The organism is Erwinia sp. MMLR14_017, from assembly GCF_033657285.1.
GTDB lineage: Bacteria > Pseudomonadota > Gammaproteobacteria > Enterobacterales > Enterobacteriaceae > Erwinia.
Genome location: NZ_JAWVWP010000002.1, coordinates 519386 through 543740, shown reverse-complemented (window position 1 = coordinate 543740; position 24355 = coordinate 519386). Strand labels below are relative to the sequence as shown.

Genomic DNA, 24355 nt, shown 5'->3' with positions numbered 1-24355 from the left:
GTCTTCGATAGGCAGCAGGAACGGCTTGTCGATTGCGCGCTCTGGTTCCGGGATGTAGTTATCCAGGTGGCCAGCCAGCTCAATGATTTTAGCTTCCCACTCAGCGTCGCCTTCCAGCGCTTTCAGAGCAGAACCGTGAACGATTGGCGTGTCGTCGCCTGGGAAGTCGTACTGTGACAGCAGGTCACGTACTTCCATTTCTACCAGTTCCAGCAGCTCTTCGTCATCAACCATGTCGCACTTGTTCAGGAACACGATGATGTAAGGAACGCCAACCTGGCGACCCAGCAGGATGTGCTCACGGGTCTGAGGCATTGGGCCGTCAGTTGCTGCAACAACCAGAATTGCACCGTCCATCTGCGCAGCACCGGTGATCATGTTTTTCACATAGTCGGCGTGGCCTGGGCAGTCAACGTGCGCATAGTGGCGAGACGGGGTGTCATATTCAACGTGTGAAGTGTTGATGGTGATACCACGTGCTTTTTCTTCTGGTGCGTTATCGATCTGGTCGAATGCACGAGCAGAACCGCCGTAGGTTTTAGCCAGAACGGTGGTGATAGCAGCAGTCAGGGTAGTTTTACCGTGGTCAACGTGTCCGATGGTACCAACGTTGACGTGCGGTTTGTTACGTTCAAATTTCTCTTTAGCCACGACAATATTCCTTACTTTAATGCTCTCACCCTTTGGTGAGAGCATAGGATCAATATTTTAAAACTGTAGCTTATTTGCTACGAGCTTCAATAACGGCCTGAGCGACGTTATTCGGCGCATCATCATACTTCAGGAACTCCATGGAGTATGAAGCACGGCCTTTAGTCAGAGAACGCAACTGAGTCGCGTATCCGAACATTTCAGACAGCGGAACTTCAGCGTGAATCTGAACGCCAGTAGCGTTAGATTCCTGTCCTTTGAGCATACCACGACGACGGCTAAGGTCACCGATAACGTCACCGGTGTTCTCTTCAGGAGTCTCTACTTCAACCTTCATGATTGGCTCAAGCAGAACCGGACTCGCTTTCTTAAAGCCGTCTTTGAACGCGATAGAAGCCGCCAGTTTAAACGCCAGCTCAGAGGAGTCAACGTCATGGTATGAACCGAAGTGCAGACGAACGCCCAGATCAACTACTGGATAACCAGCCAGAGGACCAGATTTCAGCTGCTCCTGGATACCTTTGTCCACCGCAGGGATGTATTCACCAGGAATCACACCACCTTTGATGTCGTTGACAAACTCGTAACCTTTAGGGTTAACGCCCGGCTCCAGTGGGTACATGTCGATAACAACATGACCGTACTGACCACGACCACCAGACTGCTTGGCGTGTTTACCTTCGATATCGGTAACTTTCGCGCGAATCGCTTCACGGTAAGCAACCTGAGGTTTACCGACGTTCGCTTCAACGTTGAATTCACGCTTCATGCGGTCAACGATGATGTCGAGGTGCAGCTCACCCATACCGGCGATGATGGTCTGGTTAGTTTCTTCATCAGTCCATACGCGGAATGATGGATCTTCTTTCGCCAGACGACCCAGAGCCAGACCCATTTTTTCCTGGTCAGCTTTGGTTTTTGGTTCAACAGCGATTGAGATTACCGGCTCAGGGAACTCCATGCGCTCCAGAATGATCACGTTTTCTGGGTCACACAGGGTGTCACCAGTAGTCACGTCTTTCAGACCGATAGCAGCAGCGATGTCGCCTGCGCGAACTTCTTTAATCTCTTCACGTTTGTTGGCGTGCATCTGAACGATACGGCCCAGACGCTCACGAGCAGACTTAACCGGGTTGTACACGGTATCACCTGAATTCACGACACCAGAGTAAACGCGGAAGAAGGTCAGGTTACCTACAAACGGGTCGGTAGCGATTTTGAACGCCAGCGCAGCAAACGGTTCTTTGTCGTCTGAGTGACGAACAGCCGGAGTGTCTTTACCGTCGTCTAACATACCGTTAATCGCGGTAACGTCAGTCGGAGCCGGAAGATACTCAACAACCGCATCCAGCATCGCCTGAACACCTTTGTTCTTAAATGCAGAACCACAGGTAACCAGGATGATTTCGCTGTTCAGAACGCGCTTACGCAGTGACGTTTTGATCTCTTCTTCAGTCAGCTCTTCGCCACCAAAGAATTTCTCCATCAGCTCGTCAGAACCTTCAGCTGCGGCTTCAACCAGCTTGCCGCGCCATTCTTCGGCCAGTTCCTGCATATCAGCTGGGATCTCTTCGTAAACGAAGGTAACGCCCTGATCGGCATCGTTCCAGTTGATAGCTTTCATTTTCACCAGGTCAACAACACCGGTGAATTTCTCTTCTGCGCCGATAGCCAGCTGCAATGGCACCGGGTTTGCACCCAGGCGCTTTTCCATCTGGTCAACAACTTTCAGGAAGTTAGCACCCATGCGGTCCATTTTATTAACGAACGCAATGCGTGGAACTTTATATTTGTTCGCCTGACGCCATACGGTCTCAGACTGTGGCTGAACACCACCAACTGCACAGTAAACCATTACTGCGCCATCAAGCACACGCATAGAACGCTCAACTTCGATGGTGAAGTCAACGTGTCCCGGGGTGTCGATGATATTTACGTGGTGTGGCTCAAACTGCTTAGCCATACCAGACCAGTAACAGGTGGTCGCAGCGGAAGTGATGGTGATACCACGTTCCTGTTCCTGCTCCATCCAGTCCATGGTGGCCGCGCCATCATGAACTTCACCGATTTTGTGGTTTACACCGGTGTAAAACAGAACGCGCTCGGTAGTAGTGGTCTTACCGGCGTCGATGTGTGCGCTGATACCAATGTTACGGTAGCGCTCAATGGGTGTTTTACGAGCCATTTGATTCCTCTGATTCTTAGACGTTCTAAGTTAAAAAAGCCCAGCAGGTGAGTCACTGGGACGCCCGCTGGGTTTATAACAACTACAGAGCTGTTACCAGCGGTAGTGAGCGAACGCCTTGTTGGCTTCGGCCATACGGTGAACGTCTTCACGTTTCTTAACTGCAGTACCTTTGTTCTCTGCAGCATCAGAAAGTTCGTTCGCCAGGCGCAGAGCCATAGATTTATCACCGCGTTTACGAGCAGCTTCAACGATCCAACGCATTGCCAGAGCATTACGACGAACCGGACGGACTTCAACTGGTACCTGATAAGTAGAGCCACCAACGCGACGGGATTTAACTTCCACGGTTGGGCGGACGTTGTCCAGGGCTACTTCGAATGCTTCCAGTTCGTTTTTACCTGAACGCTGAGCCAGGGTCTCAAGCGCGGTATAGACGATTGATTCAGCAGTAGATTTTTTACCGTCTACCATCAGGATATTTACAAATTTAGCCAGCAGCTCTGATCCGAACTTAGGATCCGGCAGAATTTTACGCTGGCCAATTACGCGACGACGTGGCATGGAAATACTCCGTTGTTAATTCAGGATTGTCCAAAACTCTAGGAGTTTATTATGACATTTAAGATAAAACGTTTGGCCTTACTTAACGGAGAACCATTAAGCCTTTGGCTTCTTCACGCCGTACTTGGAGCGTGACTGCTTACGGTCTTTAACACCTGAGCAGTCCAGCGCGCCACGAACGGTGTGGTAACGCACACCTGGCAAGTCTTTAACACGACCGCCACGGATCAGGATCACGGAGTGTTCCTGCAGGTTATGACCTTCACCGCCGATATAGGAGGTAACTTCAAAACCGTTGGTTAAACGAACACGACATACTTTACGCAGTGCGGAGTTCGGTTTTTTAGGAGTAGTAGTATATACGCGAGTACATACACCACGTTTCTGCGGGCAGGCTTCCAGCGCAGGCACGTTGCTCTTTGCAACTTTGCGTGCGCGTGGTTTGCGAACCAGCTGATTAACTGTTGCCATTAAATAGCTCCTGGGATTTGCTTTTGCTTCGTAAACACGTGATAAATCGCCTCGTGGTATAACGAGGACGCGGAATTTTAGGGCTGAGCAGAAAAGGTGTCAAGAAATAACCAGGATATCGTGCATTACCAGGTCATTTGTTGCGGATTTTTTACCGTCAGCGCGACGAAATCAGTATAGCTTACTGTGGTCGCGCTGGTTGAAATTTGAGCAGAAAGCCCGCGCGCGACGATATCTTCCTGTAGCACATACAGGGATATAGGGGCAGATAACAGGATTTCAAGGGTGCGGCTGCCTGTAAGGGCTGCAATAACGCCATCCTGTAAAAGCAGCAGATCGTCACCGGCAGAAAAAAATCTCACCATCGCGTTAAAATCACAGCGATAGGGCGAATTTACCAGGGTATGCAGCATAGCGTCCTCAAAACGTAATGATCCGATCGTACTTTTCCAGCGCTGCGCGAAGTGCTTCAGGGGCTAAAACTTCAGCGGGCAGCACCGTCACCCGATCGGCGTTTATTCCCCTTTCAGCAAGCGAAGCTGCACAGACGTAAAAATGTTCAAGGTCATATAAAGGCAGCACGCCAAAGGTAGCGATGTAATTTCTCGCCAGAATCTGTTCAGGCTCCTGCCCCTTCAGCAGCTGGAAGACACCGTCGCTCACGAAAAACAGCGCCACCTCTTCGCTTAACGCCGACATAGCCATTACCGCATCCAGCCCTTCCCTTCCGGCACTGCTGCCGTGCGGCGGCTGGGTAAATATAAAGGCGACGCGGTTCATCAGAACTGCACCAGACGTTCACAGGTTAGTGCGGCTTCAGCCAGAGCGCCTAATCCGGCCAGCTGAAATCCTTCTGCCAGATTGGCTCCCGGCAGATTCAGATTATCGGCCTCCTGCCGATCGGTAATCCCCCTGCGCAATGCCGCCGCTACGCAGATATTGAGCCTGATGCCCCGTTCCCGGTGTAGCTGTTGCCACGCCTGGCTTAAATCAAACTCATCGCTGGCAGGGGAGATCAGCTCGCTGGCATTCAGCACCCCTTCCCGATAGAAAAATACGCTTTCCAGCTCATGTCCCGCCGCCAGCAGTGCCCGGGCAAAAAGGTAAGCGCTGCTGGCATGCTGCGTACCATAGGCCGGTCCGGTGACCAGCAAAGCGTAACGCATCAGCGCTCCTGTCCCTGGAAATCACCACTTTTGAACTGGCGGATATAGAGATAAACGGTGTGCTTAGAGATATTAAGCCGTTCGGCCACCTGGTTAATGGCATCTTTGATATCAAAGATCCCCTTCTCATACAGGTTAAGCACGATCTGCCGGTTTTTAGCATTGTTAGAGACGTTGCGATCGCCGCTCACCTCTTCAATGGTGAACTCCAGCGTTTGCATCACTAAATCGTCAACCGAGCTAGCGAAATTTACCGAGGAGGCAGCATCCTGCGTTTCCGGCGGCATAAACGTGGCCATAATTTGGGAGAAAGGTACATCCAGATTCATGTTGATACAGAGCAAACCAATCACGCGCTGCTCACCGTTACGGATGGCAATCGTCACCGACTTCATCAGCACGCCACTTTTAGCACGGGTAAAATAGGCTTTGGATACGTTGCTGTCTGCATCGGTCATATCATGCAACATCCGCAGTGCCAGATCGGTAATGGGGGAGCCAATTTTTCGACCCGTGTGTTCACCATTGGCAATTCTGACCGCCGAGCACTTTAAATCTTCCAGCGAGTGCAGCACGATTTCACAGTGAGAACCGATTAGCATCGCCAGCCCGTCAACCACGGCTTCGTAGGATTTAAGGATATCAAAGTCAGTTTGCGCGAAGGGATGCTGTTCCAGTAATTCCAGATCGGCCACATCACCGGTAAAAATTGAACCAGACATTAAGACACCACCCTTTTAAAGAGCCTGTCGCACGGCACAAGGGCAGACTCGTTCTGATGAAAATGCATGTGGGACAGTCTATCAAATATCAGAAACGCCTGTCCTGACCTTTGTCATGAAATGCCGGAGAGCGCATAAACTGGAAAAGCAGCAGGAGAAAAGCAAACCGCCACATGGGATGTGGCGGTTAAGAGATTATTTAGCCTGCGTTGCCGCTGGGGCTTCTGCCGGTGCTGGCGCATTCGCGTCGGCTTTAGCAGCTGGTTTAATGTCGAGCAGCTCAACATCGAAGACCAGGGTGGAGTTAGCCGGAATGCCCGGAACGCCATTTTTACCGTAAGCCAACTGTGGTGGGATAACCAGTTTGATCTTACCGCCCTTCTTCACATGCTTGAGACCTTCGGTCCAGCCTGGGATTACACCATCCAGACGGAAGGAAAGCGGTTCACCGCGAGTGTAGGAGTTGTCGAACTCAGTGCCGTCAATCAGCGTGCCTTTGTAGTTCACTACAACGGTATCGCTGTCTTTTGGCGCATCACCAGTCCCTTCTTTCTCAACCTGATAAAGCAGGCCAGACTCAGTTTTCTTCACGCCTTTTTCTTTAGCGAATTTAGTGGTGAAGGCTTCACCCTTTTCAGTGTTCTCTTTCGCGTCTTTTTCCATCTTCGCCTGCGCAGCGCCTTTCACGCGGGCTTCAAAGGATTGCAGAGTCTGTTCGATTTCCTGATCAGAGAGTTTGCTCTTGCCAGCAAAAGCGTCCTGAACACCTGAAATCAGCTGATCTTTATCCAGCTTGATGCCCAGTTTCTCTTGCTCTTTCAACGAGTTTTCCATGTAACGGCCCAGCGAGGCACCCAGCGCATAGGCGGACTGCTGGTCATCATTTTTGAAGGCTGCGTTCTTCGGAGCTTGCTGTGGTGCCTGCTGAGCCGTAGTGGCCGGCGTGGTCTCGGCGGACATTGCCAGAGGCGCATTCAGCGCAACGGCCATGGTGGTGGCTAACAGTGTGACTTTAAACAGTGATTTCATCCATTTCTCCAAAACCGAAGCCTCTCACCTCGGAAATCGTTTACAGGCAGGACCTGTATTATAACTGTGCGCGAGAAAATTCCCGCAATGAAAACTAAGTTAACTTCCGACCCCGTTCCTTTGCGAAAGTTTCACCACAGAGATGCAGGCACCGAAACGCTTTTTCAACTGCCAGGCCAAAATTTACCTGAATTGCCTATTTCAGCCTGCGCTTTCCCGTTAGAATCAACGCATTCGGCCAGCATAACGGCCAGCGCAGTAACAAGAGGAACGCGTATGCAACAATCATTGTTTGAAGAGCGAATGGAGATGCTGGAAAGCCGGCTGGCCTTTCAGGAACATACCCTTGAGGAGCTTAACCAAACTGTGATTCATCATGAGCTGGAGATGGCCCGTCTGCGCGAGCAGATGCGCCTGCTGACGGATAAGCTCAAATCTGCGGCGCCGTCGATGATCGCCTCGCAATCTGAAGAGACACCCCCGCCTCATTATTAAAGCCTGAGCGGGCTGGCGATGCAAAAAGCAAAAAGGCCACCCGAAGGTGGCCTTTTACGTCAGGGCAGACGCTTAGTGACTGCAGCCGCAGCCGCCAGTACCGCAACCGCCTTTACCATGATCATGGTCGTGATCGTGGTCATGGTCGTGATGATGACCATCTTCACCATGAACGTGGCCATGGGCCAGTTCTTCCGCAGTTGCTTCACGTACAGCAACCACTTCAACGTTGAAGTTCAGATCCTGTCCCGCCAGCATGTGGTTACCATCAACCACAACGTGCTCATCTTCCACTTCGGTGATTTCGACCGGCACCGGGCCCTGATCGGTTTCTGCCAGGAAGCGCATGCCAACCTGCAGTTCATCAACACCCATGAAAACATCTTTCGGAACGCGCTGTACCAGGTTGTCGTCATACTGACCGTATGCGTCATTGGCTGCGATGTGAACTTCAAACTTGTCACCCGCCTCATGGTCTTCCAGGGCTTTTTCCAGGCCTGAGATCAGGGAACCATGACCGTGCAGGTAGTCCAGCGGTGCGCTCACCGGAGACTCATCGACCAACACGCCGTCTTCTGTACGTACCTGGTATGCCAGGCTGACCACCAGGTCTTTAGCTACTTTCATGATTACTCCTAACCGTTGAGAACGTTGAGTCCTGAATTTGTTGACCTGTTTGCCAACGCATAAAACTCTTGATTGCGCCGATTGTAACGAATTTCAACGCCGCTGTGTGGTACAGCTTAAAAAAAGCTGAGCGATAACGCTACTCAGGATGAAAAATACCGATCACCTGCTCATTGGTTCTGACCTGCTCGCGCGCCTGTTTATCGGCCTCGCGCATCTGATGACCACATTTAACACATTCAACAACATCGATATTATTTTCCTGCCACAGCGCCAGCGTATCCTGAGCTTTACAGCTCGGGCAGGTGGCACCGGCAATAAATCTTTTACGCATAAAGCCTCCTATTCATATTCGTCCCAGCCGTCGAACTGACGTTTTTCGTGCTGCATCTCCGCCTGAAAAATATCTTCCAGCTCGCGTCTTGCCTCTTTCACGCGGGAGATTTGCTGACTGTCGCTATGATTTGGCATCAGTTCACGCAGCATACGCATATCCAGACGGCGGAAATGCTGCTGGGCGCGGAACGCCTGATGTGGATGCATACCCAGCGTCATCAGCGCTTTACGCCCCAGTTCAAGCGCACTGGAGAAAGTTTCGCGTGAGAACTGATTAACGCCCGCCTGCAGCAGTTCGTGAGCTTCCACACGACCTCTCGCCCGGGCAAGGATCTGTAGGTGTGGAAAATGATGCTGACAGAGATGCACAATCTCCATGGAATCTTCCGGGCCGTTACAGGTAATGACGATGGATTGTGCCGTCTCCGCACCTGCTGCTCGTAGCAGTTCCAGCTCTGTCGCATCACCATAGTATACTTTGTAACCATATTTTCGCATCAGACTTACGGCGCTGATATCGCGTTCCAAAACCGTAATGCGCTTTTCATTGGCCATCAGCAAACGGGCAACCACCTGACCGAAGCGGCCAAACCCAACCACGATAACCTGTGGCTTATCATCTTCAACAAAGGGCTTCTCTTCGTTTTCATCCGCCTCGTTAAAGCGCCGCTCAAGGATTTTATCGACCCCCTGCATCAGTAACGGCGTGGTCATCATCGACAGCGTTACGGTGACCAGCAGCAGCGGCATCTGGTCACCACTGAACAGTTTAGCGGAAGAGGCCGCAGAGAAGAGAACAAAGGCGAATTCCCCGCCCTGACTCAGCACGCCAGAGAACTGCAGCCGTTCAGAGCTGCGCAAACCAAAAATGCGCGACAGCAGATAAAGCACGCCAGCTTTGATCGACACCAGCGCTACCACACCCACCAGAATTTCAATAATGTGGGTGTAAAGCACGCCCAGATTCAACGCCATGCCTACCGAGATAAAGAACAGTCCCAGCAGCAACCCTTTAAAGGGATCGATAGCGATTTCCAGTTCATGGCGGTATTCACTTTCTGCCAGCAGAATGCCGGCGATAAAAGTGCCCAGCGCCATAGAGAGACCCAGCGCATCCATAAACAAGGCAGAGCCGAGCACCAGTAACAGCGCCGCCGCAGTAAAGACCTCCCGCACGCCCGAAGCGGCAATAAAACGGAAGATAGGCCGCAGCAGATAACGGCCACCCACTAACATACCGGCAAACGCCAGCACCTTCATGCCCACTTTTATCCAGTCGGTGTGGCCGCTGTCGCTACCGGCAAGCAAGGGTACCAGCGCCAGCGCAGGGATCACGGCGAGATCCTGGAACAGCAGCACGGAGAAGCCAAGCTGTCCGGACTCGTTACGGTTCATGCCCTTGTCGCGCATTAACTGCAGCGCCATCGCGGTAGAGGACATCGCCAGCCCAATGCCGCCGATGATTGCCGCCTGCCAGGAAAAATCAGTGAGCCACAGCAACCCGCCCAAAATGGCCGCGCTGAAGATCACCTGAGCGGCACCCACGCCAAAAATCGAGCGCCGCAGTTCCCAAAGCTTTGAGGGCTTCAGTTCCAGGCCGATGATAAACATCAGGAATACGACGCCCAGCTCGGAGAAGTGCAGGATCTCCTCAACGTCGCTGATAAAGCCCAGCCCCCACGGACCAATGGCAATACCGGCCAGCAGATAGCCCAGGACAGCGCCGATCCCCAGACGCGCAGCAATCGGCACGGCGATCACCGCCGCAAATAAATAGACCACGCCCGCCGTCAGGAGAGATTGTCCTTCCATTCAAATACCTCCATAGGGCAAAGGGGAAGCGAGCCAGTCACCGTAGGCCCGCGAGTAGTTCTTCATCACCTCAGGGGTCTGACGCCTGGCCCAGTAAACAATCATCGGCGTCAGCCAGTGCATACGGCACATCTGCGCCGTCAGCTCAAACGGGCGCATGATATCGGACATGGGATAGCGATTAAGCCCTTCCTGATGGTAGGCCGCTTCAGGTTCACCAGTGGTGATCACGCTGCGCCAGTATTTTCCTTCAAGCACATTGCCGCCGGGTCCGCTGGCAAAGCCGCGCGAAAGCACCCGGTCCAGCCACTCTTTCAGCAGCGCCGGGCAGCTGTAGGTATAGAGGGGATGTTGGAAAACAATGACGTCGTGCTCGCGCAGCTGCTGCTGTTCGTAGTGGATATCGATAAAGAAATCAGGATAGTGCGCGTAGAGATCGTGCACCGTCACATGTGGTAAATCCCCGGCGGCCTTGAGCAGAACCCGATTAGCTATCGAGTCCTGTGATTCCGGGTGTGCGTAAAGCAGCAAAACTTTAGGCGGCTGCGACATCATTCCCCTCCAAATCATCGTCACGGCGGGGAAATTCCGCTACCATGCTCGACGCAACGGAATTTGCGATTCCGAAATCAAATTGATGGTTTAATTTAACATATTCTCACTATTACGGCGCTTATGATTGTCTTCTCTTCATTACAAATTCGACGCGGTGTCCGCGTACTGCTGGACAATGCCACAGCCACCATCAACCCGGGCCAGAAAGTCGGCCTGGTAGGGAAAAATGGCTGCGGTAAATCCACGCTGCTGTCGCTGCTTAAGAACGAGATAAGCGCCGATGCAGGCAGCTTCAGCTATCCTGGCAACTGGTCGCTGGCATGGGTTAATCAGGAAACGCCAGCGCTTACCAAACCCGCTATTGAGTATGTGATCGATGGCGACCGGGAGTTCCGCCAGCTGGAAGCTGAACTGGCCCACGCTAATGAGATTAACGACGGGCACGCCATCGCCACACTGCACGGCAAGCTAGATGCTATTCAGGCCTGGACCATACAGCCTCGCGCCGCCAGCCTGCTTAACGGTTTGGGCTTTTCCCAGGAGCAGTTGCAGTATCCGGTCAGCGACTTTTCCGGCGGCTGGCGGATGCGCCTTAACCTGGCGCAGGCGCTGATCTGCCGTTCCGATCTTCTTCTGCTGGATGAACCCACTAACCACCTCGATCTTGATGCCGTCATCTGGCTTGAACGCTGGCTTAACAGCTATCAGGGCACGCTGATCCTGATCTCCCACGACCGGGACTTCCTCGATCCGGTGGTGGATAAAATTCTGCACATTGAACAGCACTCGATGTTTGAGTACACCGGCAACTACAGCTCGTTCGAGATCCAGCGCGCCACCAAGCTGGCTCAGCAGCAGTCGATGTTTGAAAACCAGCAGCAAAAAGTGGCGCACCTGCAAAGCTTTATTGACCGCTTCAAGGCGAAAGCCAGCAAGGCCAAGCAGGCGCAAAGCCGTATCAAAATGCTGGAGCGTATGGAGCTGATTGCCCCTGCGCACGTGGATAACCCCTTTACCTTCAGCTTCCGCGAGCCGGAAAGCTTGCCGAATCCCCTGCTGAAGATGGAAAAAGTCAGCGCGGGATATGGCGATAAAATTATCCTTAACTCGATCAAGCTGAACCTGGTTCCTGGTTCGCGCATTGGTTTGCTGGGCCGTAACGGCGCGGGTAAATCCACGCTGATAAAAATGCTGGCGGGCGATCTCGCGCCGCTAAAAGGGGATATCGGCCTGGCGAAAGGCATCAAGCTTGGCTACTTCGCCCAGCATCAACTGGAATTCTTACAGGCTGATGAATCTCCTCTGCAGCATATGGTTCGTCTGGCGCCAAAGGTGCTGGAACAGCAGTTGCGTGATTATCTGGGCGGCTTTGGCTTCCAGGGCGATAAGGTGACGGAAATCACCCAGCGTTTTTCCGGCGGCGAAAAGGCACGTCTGGTGCTGGCGCTGATTGTCTGGCAACGCCCTAACCTGCTGCTGCTGGATGAACCGACCAACCACCTGGATCTGGATATGCGCCAGGCGCTGACCGAGGCGCTGATTGATTTTGAGGGCGCGCTGGTGGTGGTATCGCATGACCGCCACCTGCTCCGCTCTACCACCGATGACCTCTATCTGGTGCATGATGGTCAGGTTGAACCTTTTGATGGCGACCTGGAAGATTATCAGCAGTGGCTGAGCGATCTGCAGAAGCAGAGCAGCGTGAGCGAACCAAAGCAGGATACCGCTAACAGTGCGCAGGCCCGCAAGGATCAAAAACGCCGCGAAGCGGAGCTGCGAACGCAAACGCAGCCGTTGCGTAAGCAGATTGAGAAGCTGGAAAAGCAGATGGAAAAGCTGAATGCGCAGCTGGCAGAGGCGGAGTCAAAGCTGGCTGATTCAGCGCTCTACGATCAGAGCCGCAAAGCCGACCTCACGCTGGCGCTGCAACAGCAGGCTACGGCAAAATCGGCGCTTGAAGAGTGCGAGATGGCCTGGCTGGATGCGCAGGAACAGCTTGAGATGATGCTGGCCTCCTGACCAGAGAGCGGCTGAGCGCCTGCTCAGCCGCGCCAGAAAGGCTTATCCCCCAGAATAGTGGCCCGGTGCATGATCCGCCGCTGCGGCATGTAGTCTGCATTGGCATAATGCTGCGTCACCCGGTTATCCCAGATCGCAATATCATTCTCCTGCCAGCGCCAGCGCACCTGAAACTCCGGCTTAGTGATATGCGCAAACAGGAAGCCCAGCAACGCTTCACTCTCTTTTTGTGGAATACCCACAATGCGCGTGGTGAACCCTTCGTTCACAAACAGCGCCTGCCTGCCGCTCACCGGATGGGTACGAATAACCGGGTGCAGCAGCGGCGGGTTTTTCTCTACCGCCAGCTTCCAGCGCGCATGCTCTTCCTCACTGCCGCGGTGTTTGAACTCCTGAAATGATTTAGTGAAATCATGTTCCGCCTTCAGGCCGTTCAGCAAGGTTTTGAACGAGTCGGACAACGCTTCATAAGCGGCGATCCCGCTGGCCCAAAGCGTATCCCCACCTGTCTCCGGCAGCCTTTTAGCCGCCAGAATAGCCCCTGCTGGCGGCGTGGCAATGAACGTCACGTCGGTGTGCCAGTTATCATTATCCGGCGGATTGTTATCGTGGGTATCCAGCACGATGATCTCTTCCACCCCTGGTGCGTGAGGATAAACAGGGTGGATATGCAGGTCGCCAAACTGCGCAGCCAGCGCCCGCTGCTGCTGCGGGGTGACCGGCTGATCGCGGAAGAATAACACCTGATGGCGGATCAGCGCGTGATAGAGCTGCTCAAACTGCGCATCGCTCAGCGGGCGGCTCAGGGTAATGTCAGAAACCTCGGCACCAATATATGGCCCCAGCGCTTTAATAGTCAGACGTTCGTTCATAGGTGTTCTCCATGCCAGGGGGTTAAACGGCGTTGCAGGGCGCGCAGCCCCACCTCAAGAGTGAAAGCGATCAGGGCGATGACGGCGATGCCTGCAAGCACCACGTCGGTAGCCAGAAACTCTCCAGCGGACTGCACCATAAATCCAAGCCCGCGCGTGGCGGCAATCAGCTCTGCGGCCACCAGCGTGGACCAGCCAACGCCTAAACCGATGCGCACTCCGGTTAAAATCTCCGGCAGCGCGCCGGGTAAAATTACATACCAGAGCACCTGCCATCGGTTGCCGCCCAGCGCCTGAGCCGCACGAATGCGAACCTGCTGGGCGCTTTTAACGCCAGCCAGCGCAGAGAGCGCAACGGGCGCAAAGATAGCCAGATAAATCAGCAGGATCTTGGAAGTTTCGCCAATGCCGAACCAGATAACCATCAGCGGCAGATAGGCCAGCGGCGGCACCGGGCGATAAAGTTCAATAAGCGGGTCGAGAATGCCGCGTGCTGTCTCATTCAGCCCCATCAGAATGCCAACCGGCACGCCGATGACTACCGCTGCCAGCAAGGCGATCACAATGCGGATCAGGCTGGCTGCCAGATGCTGCCACAGCGTTGCGTCCATAAACCCTTGTGCGCTGGCGATGGTCAGCAACTGATGGAATACCTGATAAGGCGCAGGTAAAAACAGCGGCGCGATCAGCTTCAACGCGGTAACCGTCCACCAGATGGCCAGCACCACCAGCAATGTCGCTGCGCTAAGCGTGATCTGGCGACTGAAGGGCCAGCTCAACCGCACGCGGCGAGTCAGCGATTTTTCGGTGGATAATAAACTCATGAGAAGACCTCGCGCTGCTGGAAGACCTGGCTCAGGACATATTCACGTTTTTCGATAAAAGCGGGGTCGGACTTGATGCTGCGGCAGGATTCTCCCGCAGCGTAGCGTCGGCCAAAATCCAGCGCCAGGCGTTCAGTCACCCGGCCCGGCCCAGGTGAAAGCAAGATTAGCTCGCTGGCGAGGAACACCGCTTCTTCAATATCGTGCGTAATCAGCAACACCTGCTTGCCGCTTTCACGCCACAGATTCAGCAGCAGTTCCTGCATTTGCTCACGAGTAAACGCATCCAGTGCGCCGAACGGTTCATCCAACAGCAGCAGTTGAGGGTTGGCCGCCAGCGCCCTGGCGATACCCACACGCTGACGCATACCGCCAGAAAGCTGCCAGATAAAGCGTTTTTCCGCGCCTTCCAGGCCAACTTTCTTCAGCATCTGGCGGGCAACGTCACGGCGCTGCGGCTTCGCCATCCCGCCAAGCTGTAAGCCCAGCGCCACATTATCCAGCACGTTGCGCCACGGCAGCAGCCCTTCATGCTGGAACACCACCCCGCGTTCTGCACCAGGACCCGTCACCACTTTGCCATCCAAAGTGATGCGGCCCGACTCTGCGGACAAAAATCCCGCAATGAGATTCAACAGGGTGGTTTTGCCGCAGCCAGACGGTCCCAGCACTACCACCAACTCGCCTGGCTCAATGGTCAGGTTGATCTCCTGTAAGGCGAGTTGACCGCCGTAGCGAGCCGTAAGGTTGGATACCGTCAGCATAGAGACTCCTTTTATTCGGCAAGAGGTTTGACGAAGCGGTCGGTGACATAGGCGCTGTAATCACTGGCGGCCTGCGGTACCTTGCCCTGCTCTTTGAGGAATTTCGCGGTATCGATAATGGCCCGATCCACCGGCTTGCCAAGCTGTTCAACCTGTTGCCGCGCGGTAAGGTAGGTATTCCCCTTTACCAGACCAGGGATCTGCTGTTCAGGCACGCCGCTTAAACGCGAGAGCTTGCTGAGATTGCCGCTCTCTTTCAGCCACTGTTCAGGATTATCGAGATAACCTTTCTGCGCGGTCAGCGCGCTGCGGGCGAAGGCAGTCACCACCTCAGGATGTTTTTCGGCAAAATCTTTTCGTACTACCCAGACGTCCAGCGTTGGAGAGCCCCACTTACCCACCTGCGCCGAGTCGGTCAGCACAGTGCCCTCTTTTTCCAGCTCATTTACTGCGGGCGCCCAGACGTAGGCGCCGTCAATATCGCCCCGTTGCCAGGCAGCAATAATGGCAGGCGGTTGCAGGTTAATGATTTGCAGCTGATCGGGGCGGATACCCCAGTGCTTCAGTGCGGAAAGAAGGCTGTAGTGCGTTGTGGAGATGAAAGGCACGGCGATGCGCTTACCAATCAGGTCTTTCGGGCTGCGGATGCTCTTTTTCACTACCAGCGCTTCAGAGTTACCCAGTTGGGAGGCAAGCAGGAAGACTTCAATGGGCACCTGCTGGCTGGCGGCAACCGCCAGCGGGCTGGAGCCGATATTACCTATCTGCACATCACCAGAGGCCAGAGCTCTGACCACGCTCGAGCCGCTGTCGAATTTGCGCCACTCTACTTTCGCCCCGCTCTCGCTGGCGAAGGTATTGTCGGCTTGTGCAATTTTGGCCGGTTCTGCCGAGGTCTGGTAAGCAACAGTGACATCCACGGCCTGTGCGCTAAGCGTGGAAAGCGAAAGTGCTGCTGCAATAAGTGTAAGAGTGAATTTTCCCGCCATGCCCTGCTCCGGTGGTCGTTATCATTTGAATAACGCCTTTGTAACCGAGAGCAACCATCGCGATAAAGTAATTAGAAATTATCTTTTATAACTAATCGTCCTTAGATCAAATAGTGGATAACTAAGTGAAAGGGTGGGTAAGCGCCATAAAAAAACCACCGCAGTGCGGTGGCTTCTCAGAGGCAGAGGCTGTTAATGCCAGATAAGCAGTACGCAGGCGGCGGTCAGCAGACCCATCGCAACGTTAAAAATAGTCCAGGCACGTCGGCTGCGCAGGACACGGCCAATCACCGCGCCAAAGCCCAGCCAGATTATACCTGACACCAAATTGACCAGCGCCATGCCAATGCTGATGGCGACCACCGAGCTTTGGTAGGCTTCCCCGGCCAGGCTGAAGCTGGCCACGGCCCCCAGAGCCATCAGCCAGGCTTTAGGGTTAATCAGCTGTAGCAGGCCACCCTGCCAGAAGGGCATTGGCGCGGTGGGTGCATTATCCGTTTCCAGCTTCTCATACTCAGCCGTGCCGATTTTCCATGCCAGCCAGAGAAGATAGAGGCTTCCGCCAATTTTCAGCACCAGGTGCAGAGAGGGATAAAGCAGAATCAGCCCACCAATGCCAAACGCTACCATCAGCAGCATTACCTGCATGCCAATCATGATGCCGATCATCAGCCATAACGAGCGAAGAAAACCAAAATTGGCGCCGGAGGCGGTGAGTAACATATTATTAGGTCCCGGCGTGATAGCCGCCACCCATAAAAAGCCCAACATTGATAAAAACAGACTCAGTTCCATATAAAACGGGTGCTCCTCACCCCCTGACCAGAAACGAACCACACGAAGCTAGCAATGTGACAGAGATCGTACAAGCATTTTGAACATGAATTTTAATCAACCTGCGTCCATGCCGTTTCAGCCACTCCCCGGCATGAGTAATGCACATCTGCAAACCATTCTGCCACGGCTGGTTCGCCGCCGCATGTTGCTCACGCCTCACTGGCAGAGACTTACCCTGCCAGATACGGATTTTGTCGATCTCGCCTGGAGCGAAGATCCGGCCCGCGCCCGACATAAACCGCGAGTGGTACTGTTTCATGGTCTGGAAGGCAGTGTTCACAGTCCCTATGCGCACGGGCTGCTTCAGGTCTGCAAAGAACGCGGCTGGCTGGGCGTCGTGATGCATTTTCGCGGCTGTAGCGGCGTACCCAACCGCCTGCAACGCATCTATCACTCCGGAGAAACCGGCGATGCCAGCTATTTTCTCACCTGGCTGCGTGAGGAGTGGGGGCGCGTCCCTACTGCTGCTGTCGGCTTCTCGCTCGGCGGCAACATGCTGGCCTGCCTGATGGGCGAACAGGGAGCAGCCTGCGCGCTGGATGCGGGTGTGGTGGTATCGGCCCCGTTAATGCTGGAACCTTGCAGCCTGAAGCTGGAGCAGGGAGTTTCCCGTTTCTATCAGCGCTATCTGCTCTCTCTTCTTAAACAGAATGCGGAGCGCAAGCTCCTTGCCTGGCCGGGCACGCTGCCCATCGAGCTAAAGGGACTCAGGGCGCTGAAAAAGTTGCGCGACTTTGATGATGCGATCACCGCTCGTGCCCACGGTTTCCTGGACGCCACCGACTATTATCGCCGCTGCAGCGCAATGCCTTTACTACCCAAAGTGGAGAAACCGTTACTGATCATCCATGCTAAAGACGATCCCTTTATGACTCATGAGGTGATCCCCGCCGCCCATTTGCTGCCTTCCGCTGTCACCTACCAGTTGACAGACTATGGCGGGCACGTGGGTTTTGTTGGCGGCACCCTGCGCAAGCCTCAGATGTGGCTTGAACAACGCATTCCGCAATGGCTTTCAACCTGGCTGGACAACTAACGTGATAATTCCCTGGAAAGACTTAGACAGTGACACCCTGGACAACCTGATTGAATCTTTTGTCCTGCGAGAAGGTACCGATTACGGCGAGCAGGAACGCTCGCTGGAACAGAAGGTGAAAGACGTTCGCCGCCAGTTAACCAGCGGCGAAGCGGTACTGGTCTGGTCTGAGCTGCACGAGACGGTCAATATTATGCCGCGCGGTTCGGTCACCCGTTAAAAGGTGGCTGAGCGCCAGGGCCGGGGTTTATCATTCCCGGTTCTGACCGCCAGCGACGAGGCAGCAAGGCGGGAGCGCAGCAGGACTTCTCGCTGATCAACCCGTGTTAAGGTGCCGTTACGCATCACCGGCTCACCATCGATAAAGACATCAGTCACTTCATGGCCTAGTGCAGAATAGACCAGCGCTGAAACAGGATGATGAATCGGCGTCATAGCGGGATGATCCGTGCCAATAACGATAACATCCGCTTTTTTACCCACTTCCAGCGATCCCACCAGATGGTCAAGCCCGATAGCTCGCGCACCATCGATGGTTGCCATCTCCATCACCTTTTCTGCGGTCATGATGGTCGGATCGCGATGGACACCCTTCTGCATCAGTGCTGCCGTTTTCATTGCCTGGAACAGACTGTGGTTGTTGCTGCTGGCTGGTCCATCGGAACCCAGCCCCACCGTCAGGCCGGCAGCCAACATTTCTGGTATCGGTGGAATGCCCGAGGCCAGGTAAAGGTTACTACAGGGGTTGTGGGAAACCCGGACATCATGGTGCTTCAATGCACGGATATCCCGCGAGCTGCACTGAACGCAATGGACGGCCAGCACGTCCGGTCCCAGAAAACCGATATCGCTTAAAAACTCCGTATCGCTACTCTGAAAGCGCAGTTGCGACTGAGCGATTTCAAAGTCCGTTTCGGCCACATGGGTGGTAATCAGCACGCCGGTTTCGTTCGCCAGCGCCCTTGTCCCACGCAAAACTTTTTCATCCAGCGCCCAGATCATGCTGGGAGCCAGTCCCACTTTTACCCGTCCATCAGGACGGTGATAGCGGTGAATAACCTGGCGGGCATCGGCCAGCGCTGCCTCAGGCGTTTCGATCAGCTCCGTAGGAATACCGTGTTCTGCGCCGGTAGTCAGAAATCCACGGCAGACATGCCCCCGGATGCCGCTCAGCTCAAAGGCTTCAATGACTTTTGCCGTTAATCCCGGACGGGGATGTGCATACATAAAGTCCACCAGGGAGGTCACGCCTGACCGGATTGATTCCACACAACCGTGTAAAGCCGCAGCAAACACATCTTCTTCCGTCAGTGCTACGGCACTGGGACCGGTCATGCAGGTAAACCACTTTTTCAGCACCATATCATCGCCCAGCCCTTTCAGCAGAGTCTGAAAAAGATGGGTATGCGTATTTACCATGCCAGGCATAATAATACTGTCACGGCAGTCGATAACCTCCGCCTCCGGGTTCGCTGCCTGTAGGGTTGCGCGCGAGCCAATCGCGGCAATGCGATCTCCGCTAATCAGCAGGCTGGCCTGCTGGAAAATATCGCGGTCCGGATTCATGGTGATTATCCAGCCATCGGCAAGAAGATAGGACAAGAAACCTCCTTAAAGTTGTGGCAAAAGCTCAGCCGAACTCACGACAAAACCAAAACATTGCTGCACGTTGTATAACGTCGCTTCCAGACAAAAAGCTGGAGAAGTAGTGGCGCTACAATCTTCCAGCAACAGGCAGTCATAACCATGGAAGTTCGCATCCTGCAGCGTACACAGCACACATTGATCTGCATTGACGCCCGCAAACAGTAGCGTGGTGATACCCAGATTGCGTAAAACGCTGTCGAGAACGGTGTCCTGAAAGCCCGACATACGATATTTGCTGATGCGAATATCCTCTGCCGCAGGCCGCAGTTCATCCACCACCTCCGCAGCCCAGCTTCCTTCCTGCAGCACCGGCGAGCCGGAGACTGGCAGCGGATCGCCCAGCCCAACACTGGCTCCGTCTGCATTATAAACATGCAGTAAAGCGGGGCTGAGATTCAGCTTGTCAGGCCGGTTGCCCCAGTTAAGCCAGATGATCGGAACGTTGGCAGCACGCAATGGCGGTAGCAAAGATTGCAGCGGTGCAATGGGCGTCCGCGCTGGCGTGATATCCACCCCGATATGACCGAGCCATCCCTCGGGATGGCAAAAGTCATTCTGCATATCAATCACCAGCAGCGCAGTTCGCTGTAAATCAAAGGTGATCTCCCTGCCCCGGCTGCGTAAAGTGGCTGGCTCCTGAGGCACGGATGCACGCACCATATTCACCTCACCAGCAGAGACGCGCCACTGATTACGCGCCGCGCTTCCCAGGGGATTCAGTCCTGATGACATATCAACCCCCGCTTAATACACGCAAATCTTCTTCATCCAGCGCCATCGGCTGGCCGCTGCGAATCAGCTCCGCAAAGCCTTCATCAGGCGTCATCACCGTAAGGGTGTAGAGCTTGCTGCTGCCGGTGTTGCGGATCAGGTGCTCATTACCCGGATGCAGCAGCAGAGCATCCCCTTTAGCAATCGACACTTCATCGCCGTTGCAGCTTGCCACGCCTTGCCCTTCCAGGACGTAGAAAAACTCATGCGCATGGGCGTGTTCGTTTGGTGGGGTGGCTCCCCCGACGGTGAAAATCTCCACCACAAAGATGTTTTCGATGCCGTCCTGATGCCGATCGAACAGCACGGCAAAGTAGTTGGTATCTTCAGGACTGATGCGGAAGACCTGAGCCTCCGCTGGATTGGTCAGGCGGAAATTTTTCATCCATTACTCCTTGCGATAAGGCTGAGTTAACGCCGCAGGCTGTACTGTACGTCCCACAACGCCCGACATGGCGAGGATCGTGAGCAGATAAGGCAGCGCCAGCAAGACCTGCGGGGGAAGGCTACTTTCAAACAGCTGAAGCGAAAGCTGCAGGGCATCGGCAGCGCCAAAGATAAAAGCGGCAATCAGGGCTTTCACCGGACTCCAGCGACCAAAAATAACGATAGCGAGCGCGATAAACCCCTGACCGCTGACAATATTATCGCGGAATAAGCCAATCTGAGCTGTCACCAGATAGCTGCCTGCCAGCCCACCGCCCAGGCAAGAGAGAAGCACTGCCCAGGTACGGATACGCAATACGTTAAGGCCGGCAGCATGGGCCGCCCGGGGATTTTCACCCACCGCTCGCAGCGAAAGGCCGAAGCGGGTATAAAACAGGCCATAATGAGCGACACCCACCAGCAGCAAGGTGAGATAGAGCGGCAACGGCTGGCTGAACAGGACTGGCCCTATGCCGGGTAGCGATGAGAGACCGGGTAGATAAATGGGATCGAGCATTTTGATCACCGGTGAAGAGGCATTCCCCATCACCAGAGAATAGATCCAGGTCGCCACGCCTCCGGCAAGAATATTAAAAACAATGCCGATGACTATCTGACTGGCATGAGCACGCAGATAGAGTGCCGCCAGCAGCAGGCCGACCATCACCCCGGCAAAGCCTCCGGCGATGAAGCCCAGCGCGGTGGATCCGCTGTAAACAGCGGTCATATAGCTGGCCAGCGCGCCCATCAGAATGGTGCCTTCAAGCCCAATGTTCAGCACGCCAGCCCGCTCGGCATAGATCTCTCCCAGCGCGGCCAACAGTACCGGACCGGCTAACCGCACAGCCGCCGCCAGCCAGGTCACAATAAAAGCCGTATCAATCGTCATTACCGTACTCATAATTTTTCCTCCGATAATGAAGAGTGAACGGCTCTGGCAGGCCAGCGCAGACGGTAATAACGTAAAATGTCGCCTGCCAGAATCAGGATCACCACCAGACTTTGCAGGATCAGCACCACGGAGGTGGGTAACCCCGTCTGGCGCTGCATTGCGCTTCCGCCCACTTCAAGACCGCCATAGAGTATGGCTGTGGGGATCACCAGCAAAGGATTGAGCCTCGCCAGCAGCGCAACCACCACCCCAATAAATCCCACTCCGCCAGAGAGTCCTTCCATCAGACGGTGTTGCACCCCTAATACCGCACAAAGTCCCGCCAGCGCGGCCAGGCCACCGCCTAACAGCACGGCGCTCATTTGCCGCCTGCCAACATCGATTCCGCTGTAGCGTGCCGCTTTCGGATTCAGCCCGCTCACGATAATTTCGAAACCGGCTGGAGTTGACCGGATCAGCCACCAGACGTAGAGCGTGGCCACCAGCGCAATACCCAGCCCCCAGTGCGCACGCATGCCGTCCATGATAAAGGGCAGCCAACTCTCTTTGGGTAAACGTGGCGTCTGCGGCAGATCGCCTGCTGCCCGCATCGGGCCGGAAACCAGATACTGAATTAAAAAGAGGGCGACATAATTTGCCATCAGCGAGATAAGAACATCATTACCGCCGAACTTCACCCGTAAATAGCCTACCCATCCCGCCCAGAGCGAACCGGCTGCGAAAGCGGCCAGGATAACCGCTGGCCAGTAGCCCCAAACTGGCAACGTCCATGGCATTCCCTGTGGCGTGCCAGCCAGCGCAACCCAGCTTGCCGCTGCAGCCCCCACTAAAAAACAGCCTTCAAAGCCGATATAGCCCAGCCCTGCTCGCCAGATCACAATCGTGCCGAGCGCGATCAGGATCAGCGGCGTCGCCTGCACCAACGTCAATCCTGCTCTGCGGACCGACCCGAAAGCTTCACGAAACAGAAAGCCATAGGCGCTCAGGGGATCGCCGCCAAAGGGAATAAACAGCAGGCCGGCAAGCAGGAAAGCCACCAGCATCGCGCCCAGGGTTGTAGCGGCAATGGCCGAAGAGGAGTCCGCTGGAGCCAGCCTTTTTTCAAGCAGCCTGATCATTGTCTGCCCCTGAAGAAAGTTTCCCGCCAGCCATCAGCTCGCCCAGCTTTTCTGGCGTGGCTTGTGAAGCATCAAGAATGCCGGCGATTTGTCCGCTATACATTACGGCTATGCGGTCCGAAAGATTGAGGATCTCTTCCAGTTCAGCGGAGATCATCACAATGGCGCATCCGCTGTCCCGTGCGGCCAGCAGGGCCTGCCATACGGCTTCTACTGCGCCAACATCCAGACCTCGCGTAGGCTGTTCAACTATCAGCAACCGCGGTTTGCGCGCCACTTCCCGGCCCAGAATTAATTTTTGCAAATTGCCGCCGGACAGTTTTCCCGCTTCGAAATCGATGTCGGGCGTGCGGACTTTGAAGTGATTAATTATCGCCCTTGCATGAAGAGCGATTTTCTTGCGGTCCAGCAACCAGCCGCGGGCATGGGTAAAACTTTGCTGCGCGCCCAACATGGCGTTGTCAGCAATAGAGAGAGAGGTAACCGAACCCACGCCACGGCGATCGGCGGGTATAAACCCCATTCCTTTAGCCCGCCGTCCCGCTGTTGAAAGTTCAGTGATCTCCTCGGCTCCCAGCCAGATCCGGCCAGCCTCTACTTCACGCAGATTCAGTAAGGCGTCCGCCAGTTCCGACTGCCCGTTCCCGTCTACCCCGGCAATACCCAGGATTTCTCCGGCGGCCACTTTCAGCGAGGCGCGCCAAATTTTCTGCTGTCCGGTTTCATCGCGCACGGCAATATTGTCCACATGCAGAACCTCCGGTCCTGGCTGGCAGGGGGATTTTTCCACCCGCAGCACTACGTCACGCCCGACCATCCGTCGTGCCAGATCGGTTTCTGAAGTTTCCGATACCGCAACGGTATCGATCATCTTTCCGCCACGCATCACGGAAACACGGTCTGCTACTGCCATGATTTCATAAAGTTTATGAGTCACAATAATGACCGAGCGACCTTCCGCCCGCAGGGATTTCAGGGTGGCGAAAAGCCCTGCTTTCTCCTGCGGAGTGAGCACGGCGGTTGGCTCATCCAGGATCAGTACGCTGGCATCACGATAGAGCAGCTTGAGGATCTCCACCCGCTGCTGCACGCCAATCGGCAAATGCTGAACCTGCGCCCAGGGATCGATCGCTAACCCATGCCGATCGGACAGATGTTGCAGACGTGCAGCGGCCGCCCGTAAATTCAGGTGGCCGCTATGGCTCTCTTTCAGTCCGAGGATCACGTTCTCGACCACGGTCATGGGCTGCACCAGCATAAATTCCTGATGCACCATGCCGATGCCGCAGGCGATGGCATCACCGGGATCGCGCAGCGTGACGGGCTTTCCTTCAATGACAATCTCCCCCTCATCGGGTTGATACAGGCCGTAGAGGATCTGCATCAGGGTGCTTTTCCCCGCGCCGTTTTCACCGAGCAGAGCATGAATTTCGCCTGATGCAACCTGCATCGACACACGGTCGTTGGCCGTGACGCGAGCAAAACGTCTGGTTATATTATTGAGCGCAACACGGATTGAAGGAGCTGGTGCCATGACAGAGGATCCT

28 protein-coding genes are annotated in these 24355 nt (G+C 54.6%); 4 read left to right on the top strand and 24 right to left on the bottom strand.

Annotation, left to right across the window (positions count from 1 at the left end; all coding sequences use genetic code 11):
- From SD961_RS05555 to fkpA, 9 genes are all read right to left on the bottom strand, one after another.
- On the bottom strand, positions 1-651 hold a 651-nt coding region (locus SD961_RS05555; RefSeq protein ID WP_318789383.1), incomplete at its 3' end, for a GTP-binding protein.
- 70 nt (positions 652-721) lie between these two features.
- Entirely contained in the window at positions 722-2836 is a 2115-nt protein-coding gene (gene fusA / locus SD961_RS05550) for an elongation factor G (protein ID WP_318789382.1), read from the bottom strand.
- Positions 2837-2929: 93 nt separating this feature from the next.
- A complete protein-coding gene (gene rpsG / locus SD961_RS05545) occupies positions 2930-3400 on the bottom strand; it encodes a 30S ribosomal protein S7 (protein ID WP_008457106.1) in 471 nt (156 codons plus the stop codon).
- A 96-nt stretch (positions 3401-3496) separates the two neighbouring features.
- Positions 3497-3871, bottom strand: a complete 375-nt coding sequence (gene rpsL, locus SD961_RS05540) for a 30S ribosomal protein S12 (protein ID WP_013204141.1) — start codon at positions 3869-3871, stop codon at positions 3497-3499.
- Between the two features lie 125 nt (positions 3872-3996).
- Positions 3997-4284, bottom strand: coding sequence for a sulfurtransferase complex subunit TusB (gene tusB / locus SD961_RS05535; protein WP_318789381.1), 288 nt, complete (start codon positions 4282-4284; stop codon positions 3997-3999).
- Between the two features lie 7 nt (positions 4285-4291).
- Positions 4292-4651 (bottom strand): sulfurtransferase complex subunit TusC, encoded by a 360-nt coding sequence (gene tusC, locus SD961_RS05530; RefSeq protein ID WP_318789380.1) that lies wholly within the window; start codon positions 4649-4651, stop codon positions 4292-4294.
- On the bottom strand, positions 4651-5037 hold the full coding sequence (gene tusD / locus SD961_RS05525; RefSeq protein ID WP_318789379.1) for a sulfurtransferase complex subunit TusD: 387 nt from the start codon (positions 5035-5037) through the stop codon (positions 4651-4653). Before tusD ends, tusC begins: the two co-directional genes overlap by 1 nt.
- The gene (locus SD961_RS05520; protein ID WP_318789378.1) at positions 5037-5759 is read right to left on the bottom strand and encodes a transcriptional regulator; all 723 of its coding nucleotides are present in this window, start codon (positions 5757-5759) and stop codon (positions 5037-5039) included. Before SD961_RS05520 ends, tusD begins: the two co-directional genes overlap by 1 nt.
- 195 nt (positions 5760-5954) lie before the next feature.
- A complete protein-coding gene (fkpA, locus tag SD961_RS05515) occupies positions 5955-6788 on the bottom strand; it encodes an FKBP-type peptidyl-prolyl cis-trans isomerase (protein WP_318789377.1) in 834 nt (277 codons plus the stop codon).
- 276 nt (positions 6789-7064) lie between these two features.
- Here fkpA and SD961_RS05510 point away from each other — a divergent pair, with 276 nt between their 5' ends.
- Entirely contained in the window at positions 7065-7283 is a 219-nt protein-coding gene (locus tag SD961_RS05510) for a SlyX family protein (protein WP_034895544.1), read from the top strand.
- A gap of 72 nt (positions 7284-7355) precedes the next feature.
- Here SD961_RS05510 and slyD read toward each other — a convergent pair whose 3' ends face one another.
- The 4 genes from slyD to kefG all read right to left on the bottom strand — a co-directional run bounded on the left by slyD (position 7356) and on the right by kefG (position 10610).
- A complete protein-coding gene (gene slyD, locus SD961_RS05505; RefSeq protein WP_306209964.1) occupies positions 7356-7910 on the bottom strand; it encodes a peptidylprolyl isomerase in 555 nt (184 codons plus the stop codon).
- 139 nt (positions 7911-8049) lie between these two features.
- Entirely contained in the window at positions 8050-8244 is a 195-nt protein-coding gene (locus tag SD961_RS05500) for a YheV family putative zinc ribbon protein (protein ID WP_318789376.1), read from the bottom strand.
- An 8-nt stretch (positions 8245-8252) separates the two neighbouring features.
- Positions 8253-10058 (bottom strand): glutathione-regulated potassium-efflux system protein KefB, encoded by a 1806-nt coding sequence (gene kefB, locus SD961_RS05495; RefSeq protein ID WP_318789375.1) that lies wholly within the window; start codon positions 10056-10058, stop codon positions 8253-8255.
- The gene (gene kefG / locus SD961_RS05490) at positions 10059-10610 is read right to left on the bottom strand and encodes a glutathione-regulated potassium-efflux system ancillary protein KefG (RefSeq protein WP_318789407.1); all 552 of its coding nucleotides are present in this window, start codon (positions 10608-10610) and stop codon (positions 10059-10061) included.
- 123 nt (positions 10611-10733) lie between these two features.
- Between kefG and SD961_RS05485 the strand changes: the two genes are divergently transcribed.
- The gene (locus tag SD961_RS05485) at positions 10734-12632 is read left to right on the top strand and encodes an ABC transporter ATP-binding protein (RefSeq protein WP_318789374.1); all 1899 of its coding nucleotides are present in this window, start codon (positions 10734-10736) and stop codon (positions 12630-12632) included.
- Between the two features lie 23 nt (positions 12633-12655).
- Here the strand turns inward: SD961_RS05485 and tauD are convergent, their stop codons facing one another.
- The 5 genes from tauD to SD961_RS05460 all read right to left on the bottom strand — a co-directional run bounded on the left by tauD (position 12656) and on the right by SD961_RS05460 (position 16876).
- On the bottom strand, positions 12656-13504 hold the full coding sequence (tauD, locus tag SD961_RS05480; protein ID WP_318789373.1) for a taurine dioxygenase: 849 nt from the start codon (positions 13502-13504) through the stop codon (positions 12656-12658).
- Entirely contained in the window at positions 13501-14328 is an 828-nt protein-coding gene (tauC, locus tag SD961_RS05475; protein WP_318789372.1) for a taurine ABC transporter permease TauC, read from the bottom strand. The genes tauD and tauC overlap by 4 nt, the downstream gene beginning before the upstream one ends.
- Positions 14325-15092: a taurine ABC transporter ATP-binding subunit gene (gene tauB / locus SD961_RS05470; protein WP_318789371.1), complete on the bottom strand. Its 768-nt coding sequence runs from the start codon at positions 15090-15092 to the stop codon at positions 14325-14327. The genes tauC and tauB overlap by 4 nt, the downstream gene beginning before the upstream one ends.
- Before the next feature lie 11 nt (positions 15093-15103).
- Positions 15104-16081, bottom strand: coding sequence for a taurine ABC transporter substrate-binding protein (gene tauA, locus SD961_RS05465; RefSeq protein ID WP_318789370.1), 978 nt, complete (start codon positions 16079-16081; stop codon positions 15104-15106).
- A gap of 192 nt (positions 16082-16273) precedes the next feature.
- Positions 16274-16876 (bottom strand): LysE family translocator, encoded by a 603-nt coding sequence (locus SD961_RS05460; RefSeq protein ID WP_318789369.1) that lies wholly within the window; start codon positions 16874-16876, stop codon positions 16274-16276.
- Between the two features lie 85 nt (positions 16877-16961).
- Here SD961_RS05460 and SD961_RS05455 point away from each other — a divergent pair, with 85 nt between their 5' ends.
- Together SD961_RS05455 and SD961_RS05450 are read left to right on the top strand one after the other, a co-directional pair.
- Positions 16962-17954, top strand: a complete 993-nt coding sequence (locus tag SD961_RS05455) for a hydrolase (protein WP_318789368.1) — start codon at positions 16962-16964, stop codon at positions 17952-17954.
- A 1-nt stretch (position 17955) separates the two neighbouring features.
- Positions 17956-18174, top strand: a complete 219-nt coding sequence (locus SD961_RS05450; RefSeq protein WP_318789367.1) for a YheU family protein — start codon at positions 17956-17958, stop codon at positions 18172-18174.
- Here SD961_RS05450 and SD961_RS05445 read toward each other — a convergent pair.
- From SD961_RS05445 to SD961_RS05420, 6 genes are read right to left on the bottom strand one after another with little or no spacing between them, the layout of a single operon-like run.
- Positions 18171-19556: an amidohydrolase gene (locus tag SD961_RS05445; RefSeq protein WP_318789366.1), complete on the bottom strand. Its 1386-nt coding sequence runs from the start codon at positions 19554-19556 to the stop codon at positions 18171-18173. The two genes, SD961_RS05450 and SD961_RS05445, sit on opposite strands and share 4 nt — an antisense overlap.
- 9 nt (positions 19557-19565) lie before the next feature.
- Positions 19566-20333 (bottom strand): cysteine hydrolase family protein, encoded by a 768-nt coding sequence (locus tag SD961_RS05440; protein ID WP_318789365.1) that lies wholly within the window; start codon positions 20331-20333, stop codon positions 19566-19568.
- A gap of 1 nt (position 20334) precedes the next feature.
- Positions 20335-20757 carry a cupin domain-containing protein gene (locus tag SD961_RS05435; RefSeq protein WP_318789364.1) on the bottom strand — a complete coding sequence of 141 codons (423 nt, stop codon included), beginning with the start codon at positions 20755-20757 and terminating at the stop codon, positions 20335-20337.
- Positions 20758-20760: 3 nt separating this feature from the next.
- The gene (locus SD961_RS05430) at positions 20761-21699 is read right to left on the bottom strand and encodes an ABC transporter permease (protein ID WP_318789363.1); all 939 of its coding nucleotides are present in this window, start codon (positions 21697-21699) and stop codon (positions 20761-20763) included.
- Entirely contained in the window at positions 21696-22808 is a 1113-nt protein-coding gene (locus SD961_RS05425) for an ABC transporter permease (RefSeq protein WP_318789362.1), read from the bottom strand. Before SD961_RS05425 ends, SD961_RS05430 begins: the two co-directional genes overlap by 4 nt.
- Positions 22792-24342, bottom strand: coding sequence for an ABC transporter ATP-binding protein (locus SD961_RS05420; protein ID WP_318789361.1), 1551 nt, complete (start codon positions 24340-24342; stop codon positions 22792-22794). Before SD961_RS05420 ends, SD961_RS05425 begins: the two co-directional genes overlap by 17 nt.
- Positions 24343-24355 lie beyond the last annotated feature (13 nt).

Bases quoted from the DNA above. Each gene is read 5' to 3' on its own strand.
- fusA (WP_318789382.1), bottom strand. From the start codon at position 2,836: ATGGCTCGTAAAACACCCATTGAGCGCTACCGTAACATTGGTATCAGC.
- rpsG (WP_008457106.1), bottom strand. From the start codon at position 3,400: ATGCCACGTCGTCGCGTAATTGGCCAGCGTAAAATTCTGCCGGATCCT.
- rpsL (WP_013204141.1), bottom strand. From the start codon at position 3,871: ATGGCAACAGTTAATCAGCTGGTTCGCAAACCACGCGCACGCAAAGTT.
- tusB (WP_318789381.1), bottom strand. From the start codon at position 4,284: ATGCTGCATACCCTGGTAAATTCGCCCTATCGCTGTGATTTTAACGCG.
- tusC (WP_318789380.1), bottom strand. From the start codon at position 4,651: ATGAACCGCGTCGCCTTTATATTTACCCAGCCGCCGCACGGCAGCAGT.
- tusD (WP_318789379.1), bottom strand. From the start codon at position 5,037: ATGCGTTACGCTTTGCTGGTCACCGGACCGGCCTATGGTACGCAGCAT.
- SD961_RS05520 (WP_318789378.1), bottom strand. From the start codon at position 5,759: ATGTCTGGTTCAATTTTTACCGGTGATGTGGCCGATCTGGAATTACTG.
- fkpA (WP_318789377.1), bottom strand. From the start codon at position 6,788: ATGAAATCACTGTTTAAAGTCACACTGTTAGCCACCACCATGGCCGTT.
- SD961_RS05510 (WP_034895544.1), top strand. From the start codon at position 7,065: ATGCAACAATCATTGTTTGAAGAGCGAATGGAGATGCTGGAAAGCCGG.
- slyD (WP_306209964.1), bottom strand. From the start codon at position 7,910: ATGAAAGTAGCTAAAGACCTGGTGGTCAGCCTGGCATACCAGGTACGT.
- SD961_RS05500 (WP_318789376.1), bottom strand. From the start codon at position 8,244: ATGCGTAAAAGATTTATTGCCGGTGCCACCTGCCCGAGCTGTAAAGCT.
- kefB (WP_318789375.1), bottom strand. From the start codon at position 10,058: ATGGAAGGACAATCTCTCCTGACGGCGGGCGTGGTCTATTTATTTGCG.
- kefG (WP_318789407.1), bottom strand. From the start codon at position 10,610: ATGTCGCAGCCGCCTAAAGTTTTGCTGCTTTACGCACACCCGGAATCA.
- SD961_RS05485 (WP_318789374.1), top strand. From the start codon at position 10,734: ATGATTGTCTTCTCTTCATTACAAATTCGACGCGGTGTCCGCGTACTG.
- tauD (WP_318789373.1), bottom strand. From the start codon at position 13,504: ATGAACGAACGTCTGACTATTAAAGCGCTGGGGCCATATATTGGTGCC.
- tauC (WP_318789372.1), bottom strand. From the start codon at position 14,328: ATGAGTTTATTATCCACCGAAAAATCGCTGACTCGCCGCGTGCGGTTG.
- tauB (WP_318789371.1), bottom strand. From the start codon at position 15,092: ATGCTGACGGTATCCAACCTTACGGCTCGCTACGGCGGTCAACTCGCC.
- tauA (WP_318789370.1), bottom strand. From the start codon at position 16,081: ATGGCGGGAAAATTCACTCTTACACTTATTGCAGCAGCACTTTCGCTT.
- SD961_RS05460 (WP_318789369.1), bottom strand. From the start codon at position 16,876: ATGGAACTGAGTCTGTTTTTATCAATGTTGGGCTTTTTATGGGTGGCG.
- SD961_RS05455 (WP_318789368.1), top strand. From the start codon at position 16,962: ATGAATTTTAATCAACCTGCGTCCATGCCGTTTCAGCCACTCCCCGGC.
- SD961_RS05440 (WP_318789365.1), bottom strand. From the start codon at position 20,333: ATGTCATCAGGACTGAATCCCCTGGGAAGCGCGGCGCGTAATCAGTGG.
- SD961_RS05435 (WP_318789364.1), bottom strand. From the start codon at position 20,757: ATGAAAAATTTCCGCCTGACCAATCCAGCGGAGGCTCAGGTCTTCCGC.
- SD961_RS05430 (WP_318789363.1), bottom strand. From the start codon at position 21,699: ATGAGTACGGTAATGACGATTGATACGGCTTTTATTGTGACCTGGCTG.
- SD961_RS05425 (WP_318789362.1), bottom strand. From the start codon at position 22,808: ATGATCAGGCTGCTTGAAAAAAGGCTGGCTCCAGCGGACTCCTCTTCG.
- SD961_RS05420 (WP_318789361.1), bottom strand. From the start codon at position 24,342: ATGGCACCAGCTCCTTCAATCCGTGTTGCGCTCAATAATATAACCAGA.